The sequence below is a fragment of the Chelativorans intermedius genome (genome assembly GCF_025398255.1).
Classification (GTDB): Bacteria; Pseudomonadota; Alphaproteobacteria; order Rhizobiales; family Rhizobiaceae; genus Chelativorans; species Chelativorans intermedius.
This window is the reverse complement of the sequence record NZ_JAODNW010000023.1, coordinates 21,223-40,149: the sequence shown is the minus strand read 5'-3', so window position 1 is coordinate 40,149 and position 18,927 is coordinate 21,223. Positions and strand designations below refer to the sequence as shown.

Genomic DNA, 18,927 nt, shown 5'->3' with positions numbered 1-18,927 from the left:
CTTTAGGCCGGCGCCTTCACGGCCTCCATCTCTCCTGCGGGCTGGCGGATGTCGGTCACTGTCAGCCTGTGGATGCGCCCGTTGCGGGCCGTCCAGTCGATGGACTGGCCGACGGACAGGCCGATGAGCGCGGTGCCCACCGGGGCCGTGACCGCCACCTTGCCCTGGGTGATGTCGGCCTCGCCGGGAAAGACCAGGGTGACGGTGGTGGGCGCGCCGCCATCGGCCGTGTAGGTGACGGTGGAGCCCATGCGCACCACGGTCTCGGGAAGCGCGGAATCCTCGACAACGCGGGCCCGCTCCAGCTCCTCGATCATGGCTTCGGCGAAGGTCGGATTGCGCTCCTCCGCCGCTTCCGCAAGGCCGAGCAGGCGGTCATGGTCGGTTCTGGAAATGGTGATTCTGGGCTTGCGCCCACGCTTTTTCTGCACGTTCTGCATGGTTTTCGATCCAAGGGCTGCCGCAGCCTGCGGCCTTGATGGTTGTTTCTATTGGAGATGCGCCTGGATTTGCCGCTCTTCGCCGTCCGGTCCTCAGCGAATCTGCAGCCTTGATGCGCCCCGTGGTCCGGAGGCGCATGGCACCGAACCCCGGGGTCAGCGTCCCGCGATGGGACACTCCCGAAGGAGACAGGAAAGGGTGTCTGCGTATCGTGCCATCATGCCCAGAAGGTGGTGCAGGGCGGGGCGCTTGTCAAGGACGCCGCGCGAGCGGCGGACTCCTGCGCAGTCGGCCGAGGCGAAAGCCCTCCGGCATGGCGGCGCGCAGCATCATCATCTCGCCGATCGTCTCGTGGGTGAGAAGCCCCACCAGCCGGCCCTCGCTGTCCACCACCGCCACGGCGGGCGCGCTCGTCTCCTGCATCAGGCGAAAGCCCTCCGTCAGGCTCTGCATCCGGTGGACGGCGGGAAGGCCGGTGCGCATGGCGCCCACGACGGGCATTTCGGGGCCGGTTTCCTTCAGCGCGGCGATCATGTCGTTGCGGGTCAGAAGCCCCTCCATGCGCCCATGGGCGTCGAGGATGGGAAACTCACTCTGTGTGGTGGCCAGAAGCCTGTCTATGGCCTCGCCGATGGTTGCCGAACGGTCGAGGGCGGCGAACTCCGTCACCATCACATCGCCGGTCAGCACGCTGTTGGCGATGTCGCGGATCTGCGCGTTCTGCGCTTCCGCCGCCGCCGCCAGATAGACGAAGATGGCGATGAAGATGAGCAACGGGTTGTAGAGAAGGCCCAGGAAGCCGAACAGGAAGGCCAGTCCCTGGCCGATATTCGCGGCGATCTGCGTGGCCCGTGCCCAGGGCATGCGGGTGGCGAGCGCCGCCCGCAGGACGCGCCCGCCATCCATGGGGAAGGCGGGAATCATGTTGAAAAAGACCAGGAAGAGGTTCACCCCGGCCAGCCGTACCAGGAAGTCGGCACGCGGATTCTCCACCTGCAGCATCTGCTCCACGCCGGCCGTGCCGCCGAGCAGGAGGAAGATGACGAGCGCGATCACCACATTGACCAGCGGCCCGGCCACGGCGATGACGAATTCCTGGCCCGGCTCCTCGGGCATCCGTTCGAGCCGGGCGAGCCCGCCGATCGGCAGAAGCGTGATGTCCGGCGTGCGGATGCCGTAGTGGCGGGCGGCAAGGGCATGGCCGAACTCGTGCGCCACCACACAGGCAAAGACCGCCAGGATGAAGGCGACGCCCTCCCACGCCGCCGCCGCGCCGCCGATCTGGTAGTGCATGAACCAGATCCACACGAGCAGCAGCAGGAAGGTGACGTGGATGCGCACCACCGTTCCGAAAATCCTGCCGATATTGAACGACCAGACCATGGACCTGCCTTGCTCCTGCCGGATGAATGTGTCTTGGCATCCAGCATAGGAGACATTTGTCTCTGCGCCATCTTTTTCAAGCGCGGCTTTCAGCTACGGAGGTATGACGGCATTGGCGGACAGCGGACAATTCTTGACGATGCGCGGCCTGGTGCGCGGCATGAAGCGGCGGGAGACCGTGGTGCCGGCCATCGTGCTTGGAACTCTGGCGTTCGGCGCCTTCGTCTTTCTGTGGATAGCCGGGGCGGTGGCCAAGGGCAGCATGCGGGCCGTCGACGAGCGCCTTTTCCTTGCCCTGCGCAGCGCGGCCGACCCCGCCGATCCCTTCGGGCCGCCATGGCTGGAGGAGGCGGCGCTGGAGATCACCGCGCTCGGCGGCTACACGCTCATCGTGCTTACCCTGGCCGTCGTCGTCGGCCTGCTGCTTCTCACCCGGCGCTGGGGGCCGGCGCTCTACGCCGTCCTTTCGGTGGGGTCCGGGGCGCTGCTCACCCATATCCTGAAGGGGTATTTCGCCCGCCCGCGCCCCGATCTCGTCACCCATCTGGACACCGTTCACACCGCCAGCTTCCCGAGCGGCCACGCGGTGGTAGGCACCGTGGCCTATCTCACCCTTGCCGCGCTCGTCATGCGTTTCTTCGACGATCTGCGGGTGCGGGTCTATGTGGCGTTCGTGGCCCTTTTCATCTCGCTCCTGGTGGGGGTGTCGCGGGTCTATCTGGGAGTCCACTGGCCGAGCGACGTCGCCGCCGGCTGGGCGCTGGGGCTCGCCTGGGCAAGCCTTTCCTGGCTTCTCGTGGCGCTCATCCAGCGCGGCGCCAATGGGCGGCGGAAGGGATGAGCGCGGCGGGCGTCCAAAGTGGTTGCGCGGGTGTCCGTTCGCGGCTATGGAAGGCGCATGAGCACGGTTGTCGACGCAAGGCTTTGGTGGCGGGCCCGCTGAAAGCGGCCGGCGCAGGCGTTTGCATGCAACCTTGGGGATTGGCCGCAGGTGAAAACCGGGCGGCCATTTTCGTTATGGGGGCTTCCCGGCAGCATCTGCAAGGGAGCGGAGAATGAGCGTGGAAGTCTTGGAAGACGGCAGCGAGCGGTTTGTCACGGCAGGCGGCATCCGGGTGGTGCGCAGCCGCAGCGAAACGCCCTACGAGGGCGCCATCGACACCTATATCGACGCGCTGGATGAGCGCCGGGGGGCCGTTTTCTCCTCCAATTACGAGTATCCGGGCCGCTACACACGCTGGGACACCGCCATCATCGACCCTCCGCTGGCCATTTCGGCGCGCGGACGCGCCATGAGGCTGGAGGCGCTGAACCGGCGCGGGGAGGCAATGCTGCCGGCGCTGGCGGCGGCGGTGGACCGCCTGCCGGACGTGACGGTGCGGGAGCGCGGTCGCGCCTGCGTGGCGCTTGCCGTTGCCGAGCCGCGCGGGGTGGTATCGGAGGAGGAGCGCTCGCGCCTTCCTTCCGTCTTCACGGTGTTGCGGGCGATCACCGGACTGTTCCACACCGCAGACGACGCCAATCTGGGGCTCTACGGCGCCTTCGGCTACGATCTCGCCTTTCAGTTCGATCCCGTGGAGCTGAAGCTCGAGCGTCCGCAAAGCCAGCGCGACCTGGTGCTTTACCTGCCCGACGAGATACTTGTCGTCGACCACTATACTGCCACGGCCTGGCATGACCGTTATGACTATGCGGGCGAGGGCTTTTCCACCGCTGGTCTGCCGAGGGAAGGGCAGGTGGAACCCTTCGTGCCGGCGGCCGAGAGGCCGCCGCGCGGCGACCACGCGCCCGGCGAATATGCCCGGCTCGTCGAGAAGGCCAAGGAGAGCTTCCGGCGCGGCGACCTCTTCGAGGTGGTGCCGGGGCAGATGTTCTTCGAGCGCTGCGAGAGCCGCCCGTCGCAGATCTCTCGCCGCCTGAAGCAGACCAACCCGTCCCCCTATTCCTTCTTCATCAATCTCGGCGAGCGCGAATATCTGATCGGCGCCTCGCCGGAGATGTTCGTGCGCGTGTCGGGGCGGCGCGTGGAGACCTGCCCCATCTCCGGCACCATCAAGCGCGGCCACGATGCCATCTCCGACTCCGAGCAGATCCTGAAGCTCCTGAACTCCAGGAAGGACGAGGCGGAGCTGACCATGTGCTCCGACGTGGACCGCAACGACAAGTCGCGCGTGTGCGAGCCCGGCTCGGTGCGGGTCATCGGCCGCAGGCAGATCGAGATGTACTCGCGCCTCATCCATACGGTGGACCACATCGAGGGCCGGCTGCGCGAGGGGATGGACGCCTTCGACGCCTTCCTCTCCCACGCCTGGGCGGTGACGGTGACCGGGGCGCCGAAGCTGTGGGCCATGCGCTTCATCGAAGACAACGAGAAGAGCCCCCGTGCCTGGTATGGCGGGGCGGTGGGCATGGTGCATTTCAACGGCGACATGAACACCGGCCTGACGCTGAGGACGATCCGCATCAAGGACGGCATTGCCGAGGTGCGGGCGGGCGCCACCCTTCTGTATGATTCCGACGGTGCGGAGGAGGAGGCGGAGACGGAGCTGAAGGCGTCCGCCATGCTTTCGGCCATCCGCGAGGCAGGGAAGACCAATATGGCGAACGAGGCGAGAGAGACGGCCAAGATGGGCCAGGGCGTGAAGATCCTGCTTGTCGATCACGAGGATTCCTTCGTGCACACGCTGGCCAATTATTTCCGCCAGACGGGCGCTGCCGTCACCACGGTGCGCACCCCGGTGGACGATGCTGTGTTCGACCGCGTGGCACCCGATCTGGTGGTGCTGTCGCCGGGGCCGGGCACGCCGTCCGATTTCGATTGCAAGGCGACGATCGCCAGGGCGCGGGAACGCAAGCTGCCCATCTTCGGCGTGTGCCTTGGGCTGCAGGCGCTGGTGGAAGCGTATGGCGGCACGCTGGGCCAGCTTGACGAGCCCATGCATGGAAAGCCCTCGCGCATTCGCGTGACGGGGGAGAGCCTCGTCTTCTCCGGCCTGCCGGAGGAAGTGACGGTGGGGCGCTACCATTCCATCATCGCCGATCCGGCGCATCTTCCCGATGTCTTCGACGTGACGGCGCGGACGGAGGACGGCGTGGTGATGGCCGTCGAACACAGAAGCGAGCCCGTGGCGGCTGTGCAGTTCCACCCCGAATCGATCATGACGCTGGGGCAGAACGCCGGGATGCGCATGATCGAGAATGTGGTGGCGCATCTGCCCCGCAGGGCGAAGGTCGAGGCGGCGTGATGCCCGCCGGCCGCGCCGGTTGCGCTGCGACCGGATCGAGAGGGTGCGGGAGGCCATGAAATCGGCAAGCAGGGTGCGGCGCCTGTCCTTCTGGTCCATCGTCGTCGGTGTGGCGATCTTCGCGCTCAAGCTTGTGGCCTGGTGGCTGACAGGCTCGGTGGCGCTGTTCTCCGACGCCATGGAGTCCATCGTCAACGTGGTGGCTTCCGGCGTGGCCTGGTATGCCATCGGCGTGGCGCACACGCCCGCCGACGACAACCACCCCTTCGGCCATCACAAGGCGGAGTATCTCTCCGCCGTTCTGGAAGGGGTGCTGATCGTCGTCGCCGCGCTTCTCATCCTGCGCGAGGCGGTGCTGGCCTTCGCTCAGCCGAGCCCGCTGGCGGTGCCGGCGGTGGGGCTTGCAATCAACGCGTTTGCAGCGGTGGGCAACGGCGTCTGGGCCGCCATCCTCATGCGCGCGGGGCGTGCCGCGCGCTCGCCGGCGCTGATGGCGGATGCACGCCATCTGTGGACGGATGTCGTCACTTCAGCCGGTGTCATCGCCGGCCTTCTGATGGCGCTTGCCACGGGCTGGCTGTGGCTCGATCCGCTGATGGCCGTCATCGTCGCCGTCAACATTCTCTGGCATGGCTGGCACATGGTGAAAGCTTCGGTGCAGGGGCTGATGGATGTCGCGGTCGAGCCGGAGGATCTGGCCGAGATCGAGCGTCTCGTGCACGCCAACAGCGACGGGGCGCTGGAGTTCCACGATCTCAAGACGCGCGAGGCAGGCCGTGCCCGCTTCATCGAGTTCCACCTTGTGGTGCCCTCGGACATGACGGTGGAGCGCGCTCATCGCATCTGCGACCGCATCGAGGATGCGCTGGAAGCGGCGTTTTCCGGCGTCCGCGTCACCATCCACGTGGAGCCGGCGCACAAGGCCAAGAACGGGAACGGCGGCGGCTGAAGCGGGCCTTGCCCGCGCTACGTCACGTTCGGGTATCTGTCGAGCACGTCCCGTACCTCGGCGGAGAAATCCTCCTCCGCCATGATCTTGCGGATCTCGATGGTCTCGCTCGGCTTTCCGGGGCAGCGCTTCGCCCATTCCACCGCCTCCTCCAGCGAGGCGACGTCGATGATCCAGTAGCCGCCCACCACTTCCTTCGCCTCTGCGAAGGGACCGTCCGTGACCACCGGCTGGCCCGTGGCGAAGGAGACGCGCGCGCCCATGGAGGGTGGGTGCAGGCCATCGAGCGCCACCAGAACGCCAGCCTCCTGAAGCTCGGCGTTGTAGCGCATCATCGCGTCCACGTGCTCGGCCTCGGGCATGGCGCCGGGAGGGGCTTGCTCATATCCGGCGGGGATCATCAACATCATGTAGCGCATGGCTTCCTCCAGGGTTGTCAGGACTCGTGGTGCCGGGATCTGAGATACAGCATGCCGCCGGCCCAGGCGCAGGGGAGCGAGATCAGGACGAGAGAGACCGGATACCAGTGGTCGCCCATGTGCCACATGGCCGCGGCGCCGGCAGCGCTCAGCAGCACGCCGATGGCGCCGAGGACCAGGGCGTGCAGCATGGGCCGTGTCGGCGCGAAGCGGGCGGCGACATAACTGCCCGCCACCGCGTAGACGACGCGGTAGGCAAGGGCCAGAAGGTATTGGCCGGTGCTCATCGGCTCGCCCCAGGGAGGATAGACGCCGATGGCATGGAAAAGCTGGTCCGTCGCAAGCGAGGCGGCGAAAATCAGCAGCAGGCCCGAGAGGACGGCGCCGGTGCTGCGCAGCGGGCGCCGGGCGGGCCGGGATGTCTCTTGTGCGTGCAGGCTCATGATCCTGTCTCCTTCCTCGTTTCTACCCAGGACGAAGAAAGGGAGCGCCGTCCGACACCGCGCCGGAAATTTTCCACGCCGATCCTGTCAGAGATGGCGCGTTTCGGCCGGCACCCGGTCCCAGGCATCGTTGAGGCCGTCCTCGAAGGCGACGGGTGCGGAGGCCAGTTCCTCCGGGGTCGCATCGTCGAGGCAGGCGACATTGATGGCGTAGAAGGTGCCGCCGAGCTCTTCCAGGCGGCCCCGACCGAAGGGCTTGATCCCGCAGGTGCGGCAGAAGAGGTGGGCGATGCTGTTGCTGCCGAAACGGTATTCGCTAAGCATCTCCTGGCCGGAGAGAAGCTGAAAATCCGCGTCGGCGACGATCGCCTTCCAGAACCGCCCCTTGGCGCAGATGGAGCAGTTGCAGCGGCTGGTGCCGTCGCCGAGGTCCAGATCGGCGCAAAAGCGCACCGCCCCGCAATGGCAGCTTCCATGGCGTGTCTTCTTCATCGCAAGATCCTTCTGTGGAGGCTGCCCGGTCAGACGAGCGCCTTGTAGACTTGAGTCCAGAAATCGACGTAAGTTTTTGGCGGCTCTGGAGAGTCCATCATCCGCTGACTGAAGAACATGGCGGTGAGGCCATTGGTCGGGTCCGTATAGGCAGTGGTGCCGTACCCGCCGTTCCAGCCGAAGGCGCCGGGCGTGAGCCAGGGCTTGGTCCGGTGGACCGCCACCGACATGCCGAGTCCCCAGCTCGCGCCGCCATCCTCCATGAAGAGGGCGGCGTCGCTGGTGCGCCGTTGCGCTTCGGTCAGCTGGTTGCGCGTCATCTCGGCGACCGTTTCGGGTCTGAGGATGCGTATGCCGCCGAGTTCCCCTGCGTTCAGCATCATGCGTGTGAAGGCGGCGTAGTCATCGACCGTCGTCACCAGCCCGCCGGCGCCGGAATCCATGGGTGGCGGTGTGGTGAAGTCGATCCCCAGATCGGCGTCGTAGACGATGAGCGAGCCATCGCCGGCGGCGAAATCCGGCCCGTACTGGGTGGGCAGCCGATGCTGCTTTTCCGGCGGCACGAAGAAGCCGGTGTCCTCCATGCCCAAGGGCTCGAACAGCCATTCGCGCAGGACGTCCGCGAGCCGCTTTCCGGTCGCCCGCTCCACCAGAATGCCGGCCACGTCGAGGCCGTTGTTGTAGAGGAAGCGTTCGCCCGGCTGATAGGCGAGCGGCAGCGCGCCGAGCCGTTTCATGTACTCGTCCGACGACATTTTCGGCAGCGTCCATGATGGCGCAAGGCCGGCCTCGCGCATGGCGGCCTGGATCGGATATCGCTCGGGGAAAACCATGATGGCGCCGAGCCCGAAGGTCTGCGTCAGGAGATGGCGCAGTGTGACCGGGCGCTTCGCCGGCACGGTATCTTCCAGCTCCGCCTCGATGCTTGCCAGCACGCGCGGCGCGGCCAGTTCCGGCAGCAAAGGGTCCACCGGATCGTCGAGGCCGATGACGCCATCCTCCACCAGCTTCATCGCTATGGCGGCGGTAACCGGCTTGGTGATGGAGGCGACGCGGAAGATGGTGTCGCGCGCCATGGGCTGACCGCCGCCAAGCTCGAAGGTTCCGGCGGTGCCCACGTGAGTCTCGCCATTGCGGTGGAGAAGCCACACCGCACCCGGCAGGTAGCCTTCGGCGACATGACGCTCCATCGTCGCGCGCAGGGCCGCGAGCGCATCGGGCGAGAAAGCCGCGCCGGTCCCGTCTGTCCGTCCATTCGCCGCGGTTGCGCGGGCAGGGGCAGCAATGCCCAGCGCAAGCAACGCCGCGGCACCCTTCAGCAGCGGGCGCCGGCTTATACCGTCATGTTCCTCCATGCCTGAAAACTCCCCCGTCATTCGTCGAAAAAGGGCACGTTGGCACGCGCGCTTTCCACGCGTCCCTTCGGTTCTTCCCACTCCTCCTGCCGACCGAGCGCGGTCAGGTCGAGCCAGTAGTAGGAGCCACCGGTCGCCTCGTCGCCGCGTGCGAAGGTAGAGTAGGTGTGATAGACGTCGTCGCCGACGCGCAGGAAACAGCTCAGACCGGATCTCTCGATGGGCTGCTCGCCTTCGAAGTAGTATCCGGTGCCGGCCTTCAGATGCTCTTCCTTGGTGCGGTAGTTGTAGATCGGCGCGGCGCGGCGCTCGTCGATGGTCACGCCGAAATCGTAGTTGAAGTCGCTGCTGAAGGAAGAATACCAGGGAAAGCGCCAGCCCCTCTCGGCCTTGTAGCGCTCGATCTTCTCCAGTGGCGCCCGCGATATGCAGGCGAAGGAGGTGTCGCGGCTGTTCAGGTGCCGTATGAGGCCGTCCGACATTTCGTCGGCGTCGCCCGTGCAGCCGGGACAGCCCTTCTCCCAGCGCGGATCGAACATGAAATGGTCGATGATGAGCTGGCGCCGCCCCTCGAAGAGGTCGATCAGTCTCTTCCTGCCGTCGGATCCTTCGAAGATATATTGCTCCTCGATCTTCACCATGGGCAGGCGGCGGCGCTGCGCATTCAACGCGTCGCGTGCCCGCGTCAGCTCCTTCTCCCTGGCAAGCAGCGCCTTTCGGGCCTCCAGCCACTCCTTTCTGGAGACGATCTTTGGCAGGCTCATCTTGTCTTCCTCCGTGGTTGGCGATCGGATGCCGCGTGCGGCTCGTCCCAAAAGACGTAATGCGACCGCCGTTTCCGACGGGTCCGCGCGAAAAAGTTCGGACGAACCCTCAAGCCGGCCCCATCGCTGCGCTGCTGGGCGGATGCGTCGTGGCAACCTCCCGCGAAGCGAGCCGGAGCCGCGCCGGCGCGAGCCCTCGTTCCCTTCAGGCTAGCTGCCCACCGCATAGGTCAGGACCACGCCGCCGGTCTTGAGCGGGCGCGTACTGGCGAGATGCATCCGAACCGGCCGGCTCAGAGGCTTGAACAGAGGATTGCCGCCGCCCAGCACCACCGGCACGACGCAGATGCGGTATTCGTCAACAAGACCGGCCTCAAGGAGAGAGGTGAGCAGTTGGGCGCTGCCGAACACGTAGATGTCCTTGCCTTCCTCCGTTTTCAGCGCCCTGACCGCCTGCGCGGCCTCACCCTTCAGCAGCCGGGTGTTGTTCCATGTAACCTCGCCAAGTGTTCGCGTCGCCACCGCCTTTTCCACCGCGTTCATCATCTCGGCAATCGCCCCGGTCTCGTTCTTCCAGTAGCTGGCCATGCCTTCATAGGTGCGCCGCCCGAAAAGCAGCGTGCCGATCTCCTTGCCCTGTTCAAGCGAGAACGATTCCAGCTCGTCACCCCATACCAACTCGTGAAAGCCGAGATCCCACGGGGTTTTGCCCTCGAAGTGGCCATCGAGGGTCATCATGTTCCAGACGACAAGGCGTCTCATCACTTCGCTCCTGTTTCGAACGCGGTTTGCATCCCTGTTTTCGCCGAATGCCCTGGATTGGCTGCGTGCGCGGCGATTGCCTCGATGATCCGGTCCCAATGGCGTGAATGCAGTTCGTGGCCGCCGCCTTCCAGCTTCGCGAACCTCACTCCCGTGACGGACTCGGCAAGCAAGGCGCCGTGCTGCGACGGGAAGATGGGATCGGCGGTGCCGTGGAGGACGAGCAGCGGCACCCGCATCGTGCGCAGCAGGCCCCGCCACAGCCCTTCATAGGTGACGAAGACCTGATGCCCGTGCTCCACGAGACGGATGAAGCGGAAGTCCGAGATCGTTTCGCTGCTCGGCCAGCAGCGCTCGAAGTAGGTCTTGCGGTCGATGCGGTTGTCGAGCGGGCTTGAGAAATGAAAGTCTTCGGCGATCAGCGCCTCGATCGCCGCGCGATCCTTGTCGAGGTAAGCGTGGTAGCATCTGTGCGCCATGTCTCTCAGATCCGTCATTTCATCCTCCCCCGGTCTTTCCGTCGCCCCGCGAAACGAGAGTGCATGTCGGCGATCTGCCCGCCGCGGCGTGGCGCAGCAGCTAGGTGGGAATGTAGGTCAGCCTCACCGTATCCTCGTCGACAAGGTCGCAGGCCAGGAGGCGCAGTCGCGGCCGCCGCCCGACAAAGAAGGGCTTGCCGTGGCCAAGCACGATAGGGTGGAAGTAGAGCCGGTATTCGTCGATCATGGCGAGATCGGTCAGACTCCCCGCCAGATCCGGTCCGGCAACGGCGATTTCGCCTTCGAGCCGGTCCTTCAGGTCCCGTATCGTCGCCTCGATGTCTCCCTCGACGAGGGTTGCGTTGGGGCCGATCGATTTCAACGTGCGCGAAGCAACCCACTTCGGCTGGCGCCGCCATTGCATCGCAAACGCGTGCTCCTCCGCAGTCCATTCTGGATGGTCATCATCCCAGTAGCGCATGATTTCGTACGTGCGGCGGCCGTAAACAGAGCCGGTCAGCCTGTGCACATGCTCTGTCCAGTGGCGAAAGAGCTCAGGCCCCGGGGCAAAGTTCTGGTGATCGACATACCCGTCCAGCGACAGGTTCATTGCGAAGACAAGCCTGGCCATTCTCTCCTCCGCGCGACCTTCAATGGTGGTCAGCCGGTGACATGGCATTGTGATTGCATTTTGCAACTGGTTGTAGATTAGTCAAACCGATCCTACATTACAATCGGTTTTGTTCGGAGGATCGGATTGACCGTCGACAAGGAAGACACCACCCACCGCTCGGGCTGCCCCATCAATCTCACGCTGGAGGTGCTGGGGGACAAATGGTCCTTGATCGTCGTGCGCGACATGATGTTCGGGAATCGCCGGCACTTTCGCGAGCTGCTTTCCCAGAACCAGGAGGGAATCGCCTCCAACATCCTGGCCGACCGGCTGCGACGGCTCCTGGCGGAAGGCGTCATCTCGAAGCGGGACGATCCGAGCCATAAGCAGAAGGCGATCTATAGCCTGACGGAGAAGGGCATCGAGCTTCTGCCCGTCTTCGCCCTGATCGGCGCCTGGGGCCGCAAATGGCTGCCGGTGACGGAAGAGCTGTCGATCCGCGCGCAGTTGCTGGAGGAGGGCGGCCCGGCGCTGTGGGAGGAGTTCATGGAGGAGCTGCGCGAGGAGCATCTGGGCATTATGCCGACGCTTCCCCGCGCAGGGCCGGGCGTGCGCGAGAGGTTGCACGCGGCCTACAGGGAGGTCATGGAGAGGAAGGCGAAGGCAGCCGTTTGCTGATGCCGCGCCTGCCCGCGGGCCTGCGTCTTCTCGAAGAGCATGAGGCGAGGACAAGGCACTTGAAGCGGCCTGATCGAAGGCCAACGGTCGGTGGCCAGCATGTCCTGCCTGTCAAGCTGCTCTTGCGCGGTGGGGCGGTGTCGGTTATCAAGCGCTCATGTTGATGAGCGCATGCCCTTTCCCTTTGGATCGTTCCGCCGCCCGCGGCGCGGCGGTGCGCGTGCTTGCTTCGGCTCTTCTGCTTCTCGGCCTTACTGGCGATCGCCGGGTCCGTTGAAGGGGCGCCCGGCGGTCGATGTCGCCGGTCGCGCTGGTTTGCTCCTTCCCCCGAAAGAACCTTTTGATTGAAGTCTTGACAGACGGCGCGGAGCATCGGACCAAACCTGCCGCCGCCGGGAGTGATCGAAGATGGACGCCAAGAACGAAGCTGCCAGTCGCAATGCGGGCCGCAAGGGCATGCCCGCCGCAGCCCGCAAGTACCAGCCCTACCCGCAGGTCGATCTGCCGGACCGCACATGGCCATCGAAGCGCATCGAGAAGGCGCCGATCTGGTGCTCGGTCGACCTGCGCGACGGCAACCAGGCCCTCATCGACCCCATGGGCCATGACCGCAAAGCGCGCATGTTCGCCCTGCTTCTCGACATGGGCTTCAAGGAGATCGAGATCGGCTTTCCGTCCGCCTCGCAGACCGATTTCGATTTCACGCGCTGGGCCATCGAGCAGGGCAACGTGCCGGAGGACGTCTCGCTTCAGGTTCTGGTGCAGTGCCGGCCGGAGCTGATTGCCCGCACCTTCGAGGCGCTTGAGGGCGCGCGGCGCCCCATCGTCCATTTCTACAACTCCACCAGCGAGCTGCAGCGGCGCGTCGTCTTCGGCAAGGATGTCGCCGGCATCAAGAGGATCGCCACCGACGCCGCCAAGATGATCACCGACATGGCGGCGAAGGCGGGGGGCGGCTACCGCTTCCAGTATTCGCCGGAAAGCTTCACCGGCACCGAGTTGGAGGTGGCGCTGGAAATCTGCAACGCCGTCACCGAGATCATCGACCCGACGCCCGACAACAAGCTGATCCTCAACCTGCCGGCCACGGTGGAGATGTCCACGCCCAACATCCATGCCGACCAGATCGAATGGATGCACCGCAATCTCGACCGGCGTGACTGCATCATCCTGTCGCTGCACCCGCACAACGACCGCGGCACCGGCATCGCCGCCACGGAGCTCGGCCTGATGGCGGGCGCCGACCGGGTGGAGGGCACGCTGTTCGGCAATGGCGAGCGCACCGGCAATGTCGACATCGTGACGCTGGCGCTCAACATGTACACGCAGGGCGTCGATCCGATGCTCGACTGCTCGGACATCAATCGCATCAAGGATGTCTACGAATATTCCAACCAGCTCCGCATTCCCGAGCGCCACCCCTATGTGGGCGAGCTGGTCTACACCGCCTTTTCCGGCTCCCATCAGGATGCGATCAACAAGGGCATGAAGGCCTACCGCCAGTCCAACAAGGAACTGTGGGAGGTGCCCTATCTTCCCATCGACCCGCAGGATGTGGGCCGCACCTACGAGGCCATCATCCGCATCAACTCCCAGTCCGGCAAGGGCGGCATCGCCTATGTGATGCAGGCCGACTACGGCTTCAACCTGCCGCGCAACCTGCAGGTGGAGTTTCGCGAGGACATCCAGGCGATCACCGACGCGGAAGGCAAGGAACTGCCCTCCCGGCGCATCTACGAACGCTTTCTGGAGCTCTATGTCGAGCAGCCCGGTGCGCGGCTGAAGTTCCTCGATCACCAGACCTTTCCCGCGCCGGAGGCGAAGGGGCGGCGCATCGTGGAGGCCACCATTCTGGATGGCGGCGAGGAAAAGACCATCCGCGGCACCGGAACCGGCCCCATCGACGGCTTCGTCAACGCGCTTTCGGCCCATCTGGGCGTGGAGATGACGGTTCTCGACTATTCCGAGCACTCGCTGCAGCGCGGCACCGACGCGGCGGCGGTGAGCTATGTCGAGATGGAGCACCCCGGAGGCAGGCTCTTCGGGGTCGGCATCAACACCAACATCGTCACCGCTTCGCTGGAGGCCGTGACCTCTGCCGCCAACCGTATCGTCGGGTGAGCGGCGGTCTCCACGCGTGCTGCACGGGCGAGGGTGGGAGCGCCCTCGTCCTGCTGCATGGGCTGGCGGGCTCCCACCGCGCGTGGGCGGGCGTGCGTGAACGCCTCGGCGGCGTTCGGATTCTCGCCTACGATCTACCGGGCCACGGCGGTTCGCTCGACTTTCCCGAGGCCGGGCCGGCGGCGGTCGCCGCAAGGGCCGTGCTGGCCGATCTCGACGCGCGCGCGGTTGAGCGGTTTCATCTGGCCGGCCACTCTTTCGGCGGCGCGGTGGCGGCGCTTATGGCGCTCGCCGCGCCGCAGCGGGTGCGCTCGCTCGCCCTGCTTGCCCCCGGCGGCTTCGGACCGCACATCAATGCGCCGCTGCTTGAGCGCTTCATCGGTGCCGACAACGCGGCGGCGCTGCGCGACAGCCTGTGCCTCATGTCCGGCCGGCGCCCGGCAATCGACGAAGGCGCGCTGCGCGAGGTGCTGGCCATGCGCGCCGTTCCGGGCCAGCAGGCGATGCTGCAGCGCATCTGCGGCCTGATCGTGCGCGATGGCCGTCAGGGCGTTCTGCCGCGCGACAGGCTGGCCGCGCTTCCCGTGCCGGTTCACGTGGCATGGGGTCTGCTCGATACGGTGTTGCCGGTTGCACAGGCGCGGGATCTGCCGGCGCATTTCACCGCCCATCTCTATCCCGATCTCGGCCATATGCTCCCGGAAGAGGCGCCGCAGGACATGGCCGCGCTTCTCGATCTGGCGATACGGCAGGCAGACGGCGGCCACTGAAGCTTCAGCGGTGCACAAGCACGAAAACGGAACAAATCGAGATGATTTTCCTGCCTGCCCGTGTTAACGGTAGGTTAAGGACAATTCTTGGCCTGGAGAACCATCATGAGCGAGGCCAGCCAGAACGTCGCTCCCGCGGCCAATGTGCGCAAGCTTTCCGATGCCGTGCGCGAGATGCGCAATGCCGCCGCCGATCGCGAGGACGTGGTGGTGGAGATGCGCGAGGCCGGCCGCATGCGCCTGGAGCTTCTGGCGCAGGAACTGCAGCCCGTCTTTGCAGAGGTGCCGCAGGACGATCCGACCTTCGATTTCGCCATCTCCTCGGGCACCCAGCCGCGCCTGTGGATCGACGCGGTGGCGCATGTCACCATGGGGCGCGACCGGCGCACCTATCGTTTCGTGCGCGACACGCGCATGGGCCGTGTGGTGCTGGCGGAATCGACCGACATGGCGCAGGTGGCCGACCATGTCACCCGCTATATCGCCGAGCGGGTGGTGGAGCGCCAGCGCATGGTCGAGGGTGAGGTCGAGGCCCTGCCGCGCGGCGTGCAGCCGGTGCGGGCGGCAGGCCCCAGGCCGCGCAGCCGATGGCGCGCCTTCTTCTCCGGTCTCCTGCTCGTTCTTGCCGGCGGCTTGGTGGGGGCGGGAAGCGTTTTCTTCTTCCTGTCCGAGCGGTTTCCCGAGATCGAGAGCCTGCTGCGCTGAGGCTTCTGCCTCAGGCGGGCGCGCGCTCGCCTGACACCAGAAGCTGGGTGGAAATCTCTCCGATCTGCGGTGTCCCGTCCATGGCGCCGCGCCGCGTGAGGCGCACCTGCCAGGCGCCCGGCGCCCCGACGATCTCGAACAGGTTGTAATGGGCGGGCGGCTTGGCTCCGCCATGGGCCTGGCCGGCGGCGGCCACGCCCACCACCGGCACGCTGCCCGTCGGCCCGTCCACGCGGTGCACGGTGGGGAGGTGGGTGTGGCCGTGCAACACCAGCTCCGCCCCGTGGCGGCGCACCATCTTCTGAAACCGGGTGATGCCGAACAGTCGCTTGTGCGGTCCGGTGGCGCCGCGCACGGGCGGATGATGGATCATGAGAATGCGGAACAGTCCCTTTGCGCCCGTCTCGTCCAGAAGCCTGGCGGTGCGCCTTGCCTGCGCTTCGGTAAAATAGCCGCTGGCCAGAAATGGCGCCGTGGCGCGCGCCGAGGAGAGGCCGATGAGCGCCACGGGCCCGCGCACCCTGAGATAGGGGAAGCCGCGGCGGCTCCTGGGGGCCGGCTGCCCGTCGCCGGCCATGTAGGCGCCCCAGGCGCCGCACACCCTGGCAAGCGCGCCCGGCACATAGGCATCGTGATTGCCGGGCACCACGGAGATGGCATCCGGCTCGCCCAGACCCTCCAGCCACAGCCGCGCCATCTCGATCTCCTTGTCGAGGGCGAGGTTCACCAGATCCCCGGTGAGCGCGATATGATCCGGCTCGGCCGCCAGCATGTCGTCGGTAATGCGGTCGAGGATGCCATTGTCGAGATTGACGCGCCGGCGGCGGTGCCAGTTGATGTAGCCGGTGATGCGTTTGGAGGCGAGCTCGCGATAGGTTATGTCGGGCAGAGGCCCCAGATGAATGTCGGAGAAATGCGCCAAGCGAAACATGCCCCGTGTGTAGTCCAGGCCGACGCGCCTTTCCAGCCCGGGGCAGGCGCGGCATGAGCGCGCTGCCTTCCCGCAGCGTGCGCGACAGGCGGCTGCGCGTGCGCCTTTTCCATCTCTGGTTCCTGCTGCGCAGGCCCATGACGCTTGGCGTTCGCGGCATCGTTTTCGATGCGCCAGCGCGTGCCGTGCTTCTGGTGCGCCATACCTATGTGCCGGGCTGGCAACTGCCGGGCGGCGGCGTGGAGCCCGGCGAGACCATGGAGGCGGCCCTCGCGCGCGAGCTGGCCGAGGAGGGCAACATCGCGCTGACCGGCGCGCCGGAACTGAAGTCTGTTCACTTCAACCGCAGGGCCAGCCGCCGCGACCATGTGGCGGTCTATCTCGTCACCGCGTTCCGCCGGACCGGACCCCATGTGCCGGACCGGGAGATCGCCGAGGCGCGGTTCTTCCCGCTCGATGCGCTGCCGCCCGAAACCACGGAAGCGACCCGCAGGCGTCTTCTGGAGGTTTTCCAGGGCGCGCCTGCCTCGGCGGAGTGGTAGGCCGTTCAGGACGTGGCAGGCAGGCGGTCGCGGTCGTGGGGCGCCCAATGGTCGATCTGCGGGCCCAGCGGCACGATGCGCGTCGGGTTTATGGTGGCATGGCTGGCGTAGTAGTGCGCCTTGATGTGCTGCATGTTCACCGTCTCGGCCACGCCCGGCACCTGGTAGAGCTCGCGCAGATAGTTCGACAGGTTCGGATAGTCGGCGATGCGTCTCAGGTTGCACTTGAAGTGGCCGACATAAACGGGATCGAAGCGCACCAGCGTGGTGAAAAGCCGCCAGTCCGCCTCCGTCAGCCGTTCGCCTACCAGATAGCGCTGGCGCGACAGCCGCGCCTCGACCTCGTCCAGCGCCTCGAAGAGGGCGGTGAAGGCTTCCTCGTAAGCCTCCTGGGTCGTTGCGAAACCGGCCTTGTAGACACCGTTGTTGATATGCTCGTAGACAAGCGCGTTGACGGCGTCGATCTCCGTGCGCAGGCTCTCGGGGTAGAAGTCCACCGAGGCATCGCCCCAGTCGTCGAAGGCGGCGTTGAACATGCGGATGATCTCTGCCGATTCGTTGTTGACGATGGTCTCGGTCCTGCGGTCCCACAGGACCGGCACGGTCACGCGGCCGGAATAATGCGGATCCGCCCGCGTGTAGATCTGGTGCAGGAAGTCCGCGCCGTAGAGCGTGTCGCCCGTCGCCCCGTCTTCCGCGCGGAAGGTCCAGCCGTTCTCGCCCATGAAGTGATGCACCACGGAGACGGAAATGACGTCCTCCAGTTTCTTGAGCTTGCGGAAGATCAGCGTGCGGTGTGCCCAGGGGCACGCATAGGAGACATAGAGGTGATAGCGGCCGGTTTCGGCCTTGAAGCCGCGTTCGCGCCCTTCGGCCGGCCGGCCGTCGCGGGTGATAAAGTCGCGGAACTGCGACTTCGACCGCTCGAAGCGGCCACCTGTCTTCGATGTATCGTACCATTGATCGCGCCAGACGCCGTCGACGAGCAGACCCATGCCATTTTCTCCTATCGTTTCCCCGGGCATGTAAGCGCCCGCGGCGGCGGCCCCAAGCATGGGCCTGGTGAACGCATCGTCAACCTTCGCGGGACGGGTGGCCGATGACGATCATTTCAGTGGACGCAGGGAGCGTTTGGTGCTAGCGGAACCGCGTTCTGGAGGCTGATGCGATGGTCCATCTTCCGGTGCTGCGACGACGAGCACGCTGATGCGCGCCCCAGGCGGGCGCGGCCGGCCGATGCTGCCGGCACCCGCATCTGTCTGTCCTGCCATCGGAAGCCTCCCCATGTCCCTTGCCGACATCGACATCGCCTTTCTGCCGGAAGAGCCGGCGCACGACGCCGAAATCGAACAGATCAACGCCGAGGCTTTCGGTCCCGGCCGCTTTGCCCGCGCCGCCTACAGGATCCGCGAGGATGGCCCGCATGAGCGGGCGCTTTCCTTCGTGGCCATGCAGGATGGCCAGGTGATCGCCTCGGTGCGAATGACACCCATCGCCGCGGGGGCGGGCAGGGGCCTTCTCCTCGGGCCGCTTGCCGTGCGTCCGCCTTACAAGAACCGGGGCATTGGCCGAAAGCTCGTGAAGATGGCGGTGGAGGCAGCAAGGAAGGCGGGCGCCGGCGTCGTCGTGCTGGTGGGGGACGAGCCGTATTACGGGCCGCTTGGTTTTGCGCGCCTGCCCGCCGGCCAGCTGCGCATGCCGCGTCCGGTCGATCCCAACCGCCTGCTCGGCCTTGAGCTGAAGGACGGGGCGCTGGATGCGCTTCGCGGTGACGTGGTCCATGCGGTGCTGGCGCGCGACGCCGTTTCGGCGAAGGCCGGGTAGCGGCTGCGCCC

General features: G+C 66.1%; 21 protein-coding genes. 9 read left to right on the top strand and 12 right to left on the bottom strand.

The features are described from left to right. Positions 1 to 2: 2 nt before the first annotated feature. Positions 3 to 440, bottom strand: coding sequence for a nucleoside diphosphate kinase regulator (rnk, locus tag NYR58_RS16485; RefSeq protein WP_261522212.1), 438 nt, complete (start codon positions 438 to 440; stop codon positions 3 to 5). Between the two features lie 253 nt (positions 441 to 693). Next, entirely contained in the window at positions 694 to 1,824 is a 1,131-nt protein-coding gene (locus NYR58_RS16480; RefSeq protein ID WP_261522211.1) for a site-2 protease family protein, read from the bottom strand. 139 nt (positions 1,825 to 1,963) lie between these two features. Between NYR58_RS16480 and NYR58_RS16475 the strand changes: the two genes are divergently transcribed. The 3 genes from NYR58_RS16475 to NYR58_RS16465 all read left to right on the top strand — a co-directional run bounded on the left by NYR58_RS16475 (position 1,964) and on the right by NYR58_RS16465 (position 6,018). Next, entirely contained in the window at positions 1,964 to 2,665 is a 702-nt protein-coding gene (locus NYR58_RS16475; protein ID WP_261522264.1) for a phosphatase PAP2 family protein, read from the top strand. A gap of 214 nt (positions 2,666 to 2,879) precedes the next feature. Continuing rightward, entirely contained in the window at positions 2,880 to 5,069 is a 2,190-nt protein-coding gene (locus tag NYR58_RS16470; protein ID WP_261522210.1) for an anthranilate synthase, read from the top strand. A gap of 55 nt (positions 5,070 to 5,124) precedes the next feature. Then, a complete protein-coding gene (locus tag NYR58_RS16465) occupies positions 5,125 to 6,018 on the top strand; it encodes a cation diffusion facilitator family transporter (RefSeq protein ID WP_261522209.1) in 894 nt (297 codons plus the stop codon). 17 nt (positions 6,019 to 6,035) lie between these two features. On the opposite strand, the gene NYR58_RS16460 is transcribed toward NYR58_RS16465, so the two are convergent. The 8 genes from NYR58_RS16460 to NYR58_RS16425 all read right to left on the bottom strand — a co-directional run bounded on the left by NYR58_RS16460 (position 6,036) and on the right by NYR58_RS16425 (position 11,363). Further along, positions 6,036 to 6,437 (bottom strand): YciI family protein, encoded by a 402-nt coding sequence (locus NYR58_RS16460; protein WP_261522208.1) that lies wholly within the window; start codon positions 6,435 to 6,437, stop codon positions 6,036 to 6,038. A 17-nt stretch (positions 6,438 to 6,454) separates the two neighbouring features. After that, positions 6,455 to 6,880, bottom strand: coding sequence for a hypothetical protein (locus NYR58_RS16455; RefSeq protein ID WP_261522207.1), 426 nt, complete (start codon positions 6,878 to 6,880; stop codon positions 6,455 to 6,457). Positions 6,881 to 6,967: 87 nt separating this feature from the next. After that, positions 6,968 to 7,372 (bottom strand): GFA family protein, encoded by a 405-nt coding sequence (locus NYR58_RS16450; RefSeq protein WP_261522206.1) that lies wholly within the window; start codon positions 7,370 to 7,372, stop codon positions 6,968 to 6,970. A 29-nt stretch (positions 7,373 to 7,401) separates the two neighbouring features. After that, the gene (locus NYR58_RS16445; RefSeq protein WP_261522205.1) at positions 7,402 to 8,727 is read right to left on the bottom strand and encodes a serine hydrolase domain-containing protein; all 1,326 of its coding nucleotides are present in this window, start codon (positions 8,725 to 8,727) and stop codon (positions 7,402 to 7,404) included. Positions 8,728 to 8,744: 17 nt separating this feature from the next. Next, entirely contained in the window at positions 8,745 to 9,491 is a 747-nt protein-coding gene (locus NYR58_RS16440; RefSeq protein ID WP_261522204.1) for a DUF899 domain-containing protein, read from the bottom strand. Positions 9,492 to 9,701: 210 nt separating this feature from the next. Next, positions 9,702 to 10,253: a dihydrofolate reductase family protein gene (locus tag NYR58_RS16435; RefSeq protein ID WP_261522203.1), complete on the bottom strand. Its 552-nt coding sequence runs from the start codon at positions 10,251 to 10,253 to the stop codon at positions 9,702 to 9,704. Further along, positions 10,253 to 10,750: a hypothetical protein gene (locus NYR58_RS20605; RefSeq protein WP_378074667.1), complete on the bottom strand. Its 498-nt coding sequence runs from the start codon at positions 10,748 to 10,750 to the stop codon at positions 10,253 to 10,255. The genes NYR58_RS16435 and NYR58_RS20605 overlap by 1 nt, the downstream gene beginning before the upstream one ends. Positions 10,751 to 10,832: 82 nt before the next feature. After that, positions 10,833 to 11,363, bottom strand: coding sequence for a dihydrofolate reductase family protein (locus tag NYR58_RS16425; RefSeq protein ID WP_261522202.1), 531 nt, complete (start codon positions 11,361 to 11,363; stop codon positions 10,833 to 10,835). Positions 11,364 to 11,489: 126 nt separating this feature from the next. Between NYR58_RS16425 and NYR58_RS16420 the strand changes: the two genes are divergently transcribed. The 4 genes from NYR58_RS16420 to NYR58_RS16405 all read left to right on the top strand — a co-directional run bounded on the left by NYR58_RS16420 (position 11,490) and on the right by NYR58_RS16405 (position 15,619). Further along, positions 11,490 to 12,023: a winged helix-turn-helix transcriptional regulator gene (locus tag NYR58_RS16420; RefSeq protein WP_261522201.1), complete on the top strand. Its 534-nt coding sequence runs from the start codon at positions 11,490 to 11,492 to the stop codon at positions 12,021 to 12,023. A gap of 456 nt (positions 12,024 to 12,479) precedes the next feature. Beyond that, a complete protein-coding gene (gene leuA, locus NYR58_RS16415; protein WP_261522263.1) occupies positions 12,480 to 14,144 on the top strand; it encodes a 2-isopropylmalate synthase in 1,665 nt (554 codons plus the stop codon). Continuing rightward, complete coding sequence (locus tag NYR58_RS16410) at positions 14,141 to 14,914, top strand: alpha/beta fold hydrolase (RefSeq protein WP_261522200.1); 774 nt, start codon at positions 14,141 to 14,143, stop codon at positions 14,912 to 14,914. The genes leuA and NYR58_RS16410 overlap by 4 nt, the downstream gene beginning before the upstream one ends. Positions 14,915 to 15,019: 105 nt before the next feature. Continuing rightward, entirely contained in the window at positions 15,020 to 15,619 is a 600-nt protein-coding gene (locus NYR58_RS16405) for a hypothetical protein (protein WP_261522199.1), read from the top strand. Between the two features lie 10 nt (positions 15,620 to 15,629). Here NYR58_RS16405 and NYR58_RS16400 read toward each other — a convergent pair whose 3' ends face one another. Continuing rightward, entirely contained in the window at positions 15,630 to 16,550 is a 921-nt protein-coding gene (locus tag NYR58_RS16400; protein WP_261522198.1) for a metallophosphoesterase family protein, read from the bottom strand. A gap of 53 nt (positions 16,551 to 16,603) precedes the next feature. Here NYR58_RS16400 and NYR58_RS16395 point away from each other — a divergent pair, with 53 nt between their 5' ends. After that, positions 16,604 to 17,092, top strand: coding sequence for an NUDIX domain-containing protein (locus tag NYR58_RS16395; protein ID WP_261522197.1), 489 nt, complete (start codon positions 16,604 to 16,606; stop codon positions 17,090 to 17,092). A 5-nt stretch (positions 17,093 to 17,097) separates the two neighbouring features. Here NYR58_RS16395 and NYR58_RS16390 read toward each other — a convergent pair whose 3' ends face one another. Continuing rightward, the gene (locus NYR58_RS16390) at positions 17,098 to 18,087 is read right to left on the bottom strand and encodes a glutathione S-transferase family protein (RefSeq protein ID WP_261522196.1); all 990 of its coding nucleotides are present in this window, start codon (positions 18,085 to 18,087) and stop codon (positions 17,098 to 17,100) included. Between the two features lie 289 nt (positions 18,088 to 18,376). Here NYR58_RS16390 and NYR58_RS16385 point away from each other — a divergent pair, with 289 nt between their 5' ends. Then, positions 18,377 to 18,916, top strand: coding sequence for a GNAT family N-acetyltransferase (locus NYR58_RS16385; RefSeq protein ID WP_261522195.1), 540 nt, complete (start codon positions 18,377 to 18,379; stop codon positions 18,914 to 18,916). Positions 18,917 to 18,927 lie beyond the last annotated feature (11 nt).

Excerpts from the sequence above, each read along its gene's own strand:
- NYR58_RS16400 (WP_261522198.1), bottom strand. The coding sequence starts at position 16,550 with ATGTTTCGCTTGGCGCATTTCTCCGACATTCATCTGGGGCCTCTGCCC.
- rnk (WP_261522212.1), bottom strand. The coding sequence starts at position 440 with ATGCAGAACGTGCAGAAAAAGCGTGGGCGCAAGCCCAGAATCACCATT.
- NYR58_RS16385 (WP_261522195.1), top strand. The coding sequence starts at position 18,377 with ATGTCCCTTGCCGACATCGACATCGCCTTTCTGCCGGAAGAGCCGGCG.
- NYR58_RS16395 (WP_261522197.1), top strand. The coding sequence starts at position 16,604 with ATGAGCGCGCTGCCTTCCCGCAGCGTGCGCGACAGGCGGCTGCGCGTG.
- NYR58_RS16470 (WP_261522210.1), top strand. The coding sequence starts at position 2,880 with ATGAGCGTGGAAGTCTTGGAAGACGGCAGCGAGCGGTTTGTCACGGCA.
- NYR58_RS16390 (WP_261522196.1), bottom strand. The coding sequence starts at position 18,087 with ATGGGTCTGCTCGTCGACGGCGTCTGGCGCGATCAATGGTACGATACA.
- NYR58_RS16450 (WP_261522206.1), bottom strand. The coding sequence starts at position 7,372 with ATGAAGAAGACACGCCATGGAAGCTGCCATTGCGGGGCGGTGCGCTTT.
- NYR58_RS16460 (WP_261522208.1), bottom strand. The coding sequence starts at position 6,437 with ATGCGCTACATGATGTTGATGATCCCCGCCGGATATGAGCAAGCCCCT.
- NYR58_RS16440 (WP_261522204.1), bottom strand. The coding sequence starts at position 9,491 with ATGAGCCTGCCAAAGATCGTCTCCAGAAAGGAGTGGCTGGAGGCCCGA.
- NYR58_RS16435 (WP_261522203.1), bottom strand. The coding sequence starts at position 10,253 with ATGAGACGCCTTGTCGTCTGGAACATGATGACCCTCGATGGCCACTTC.
- NYR58_RS16445 (WP_261522205.1), bottom strand. The coding sequence starts at position 8,727 with ATGGAGGAACATGACGGTATAAGCCGGCGCCCGCTGCTGAAGGGTGCC.
- NYR58_RS16480 (WP_261522211.1), bottom strand. The coding sequence starts at position 1,824 with ATGGTCTGGTCGTTCAATATCGGCAGGATTTTCGGAACGGTGGTGCGC.
- NYR58_RS20605 (WP_378074667.1), bottom strand. The coding sequence starts at position 10,750 with ATGACGGATCTGAGAGACATGGCGCACAGATGCTACCACGCTTACCTC.
- NYR58_RS16465 (WP_261522209.1), top strand. The coding sequence starts at position 5,125 with ATGAAATCGGCAAGCAGGGTGCGGCGCCTGTCCTTCTGGTCCATCGTC.
- NYR58_RS16405 (WP_261522199.1), top strand. The coding sequence starts at position 15,020 with ATGAGCGAGGCCAGCCAGAACGTCGCTCCCGCGGCCAATGTGCGCAAG.
- NYR58_RS16475 (WP_261522264.1), top strand. The coding sequence starts at position 1,964 with ATGCGCGGCCTGGTGCGCGGCATGAAGCGGCGGGAGACCGTGGTGCCG.
- NYR58_RS16425 (WP_261522202.1), bottom strand. The coding sequence starts at position 11,363 with ATGGCCAGGCTTGTCTTCGCAATGAACCTGTCGCTGGACGGGTATGTC.
- leuA (WP_261522263.1), top strand. The coding sequence starts at position 12,480 with ATGCCCGCCGCAGCCCGCAAGTACCAGCCCTACCCGCAGGTCGATCTG.
- NYR58_RS16455 (WP_261522207.1), bottom strand. The coding sequence starts at position 6,880 with ATGAGCCTGCACGCACAAGAGACATCCCGGCCCGCCCGGCGCCCGCTG.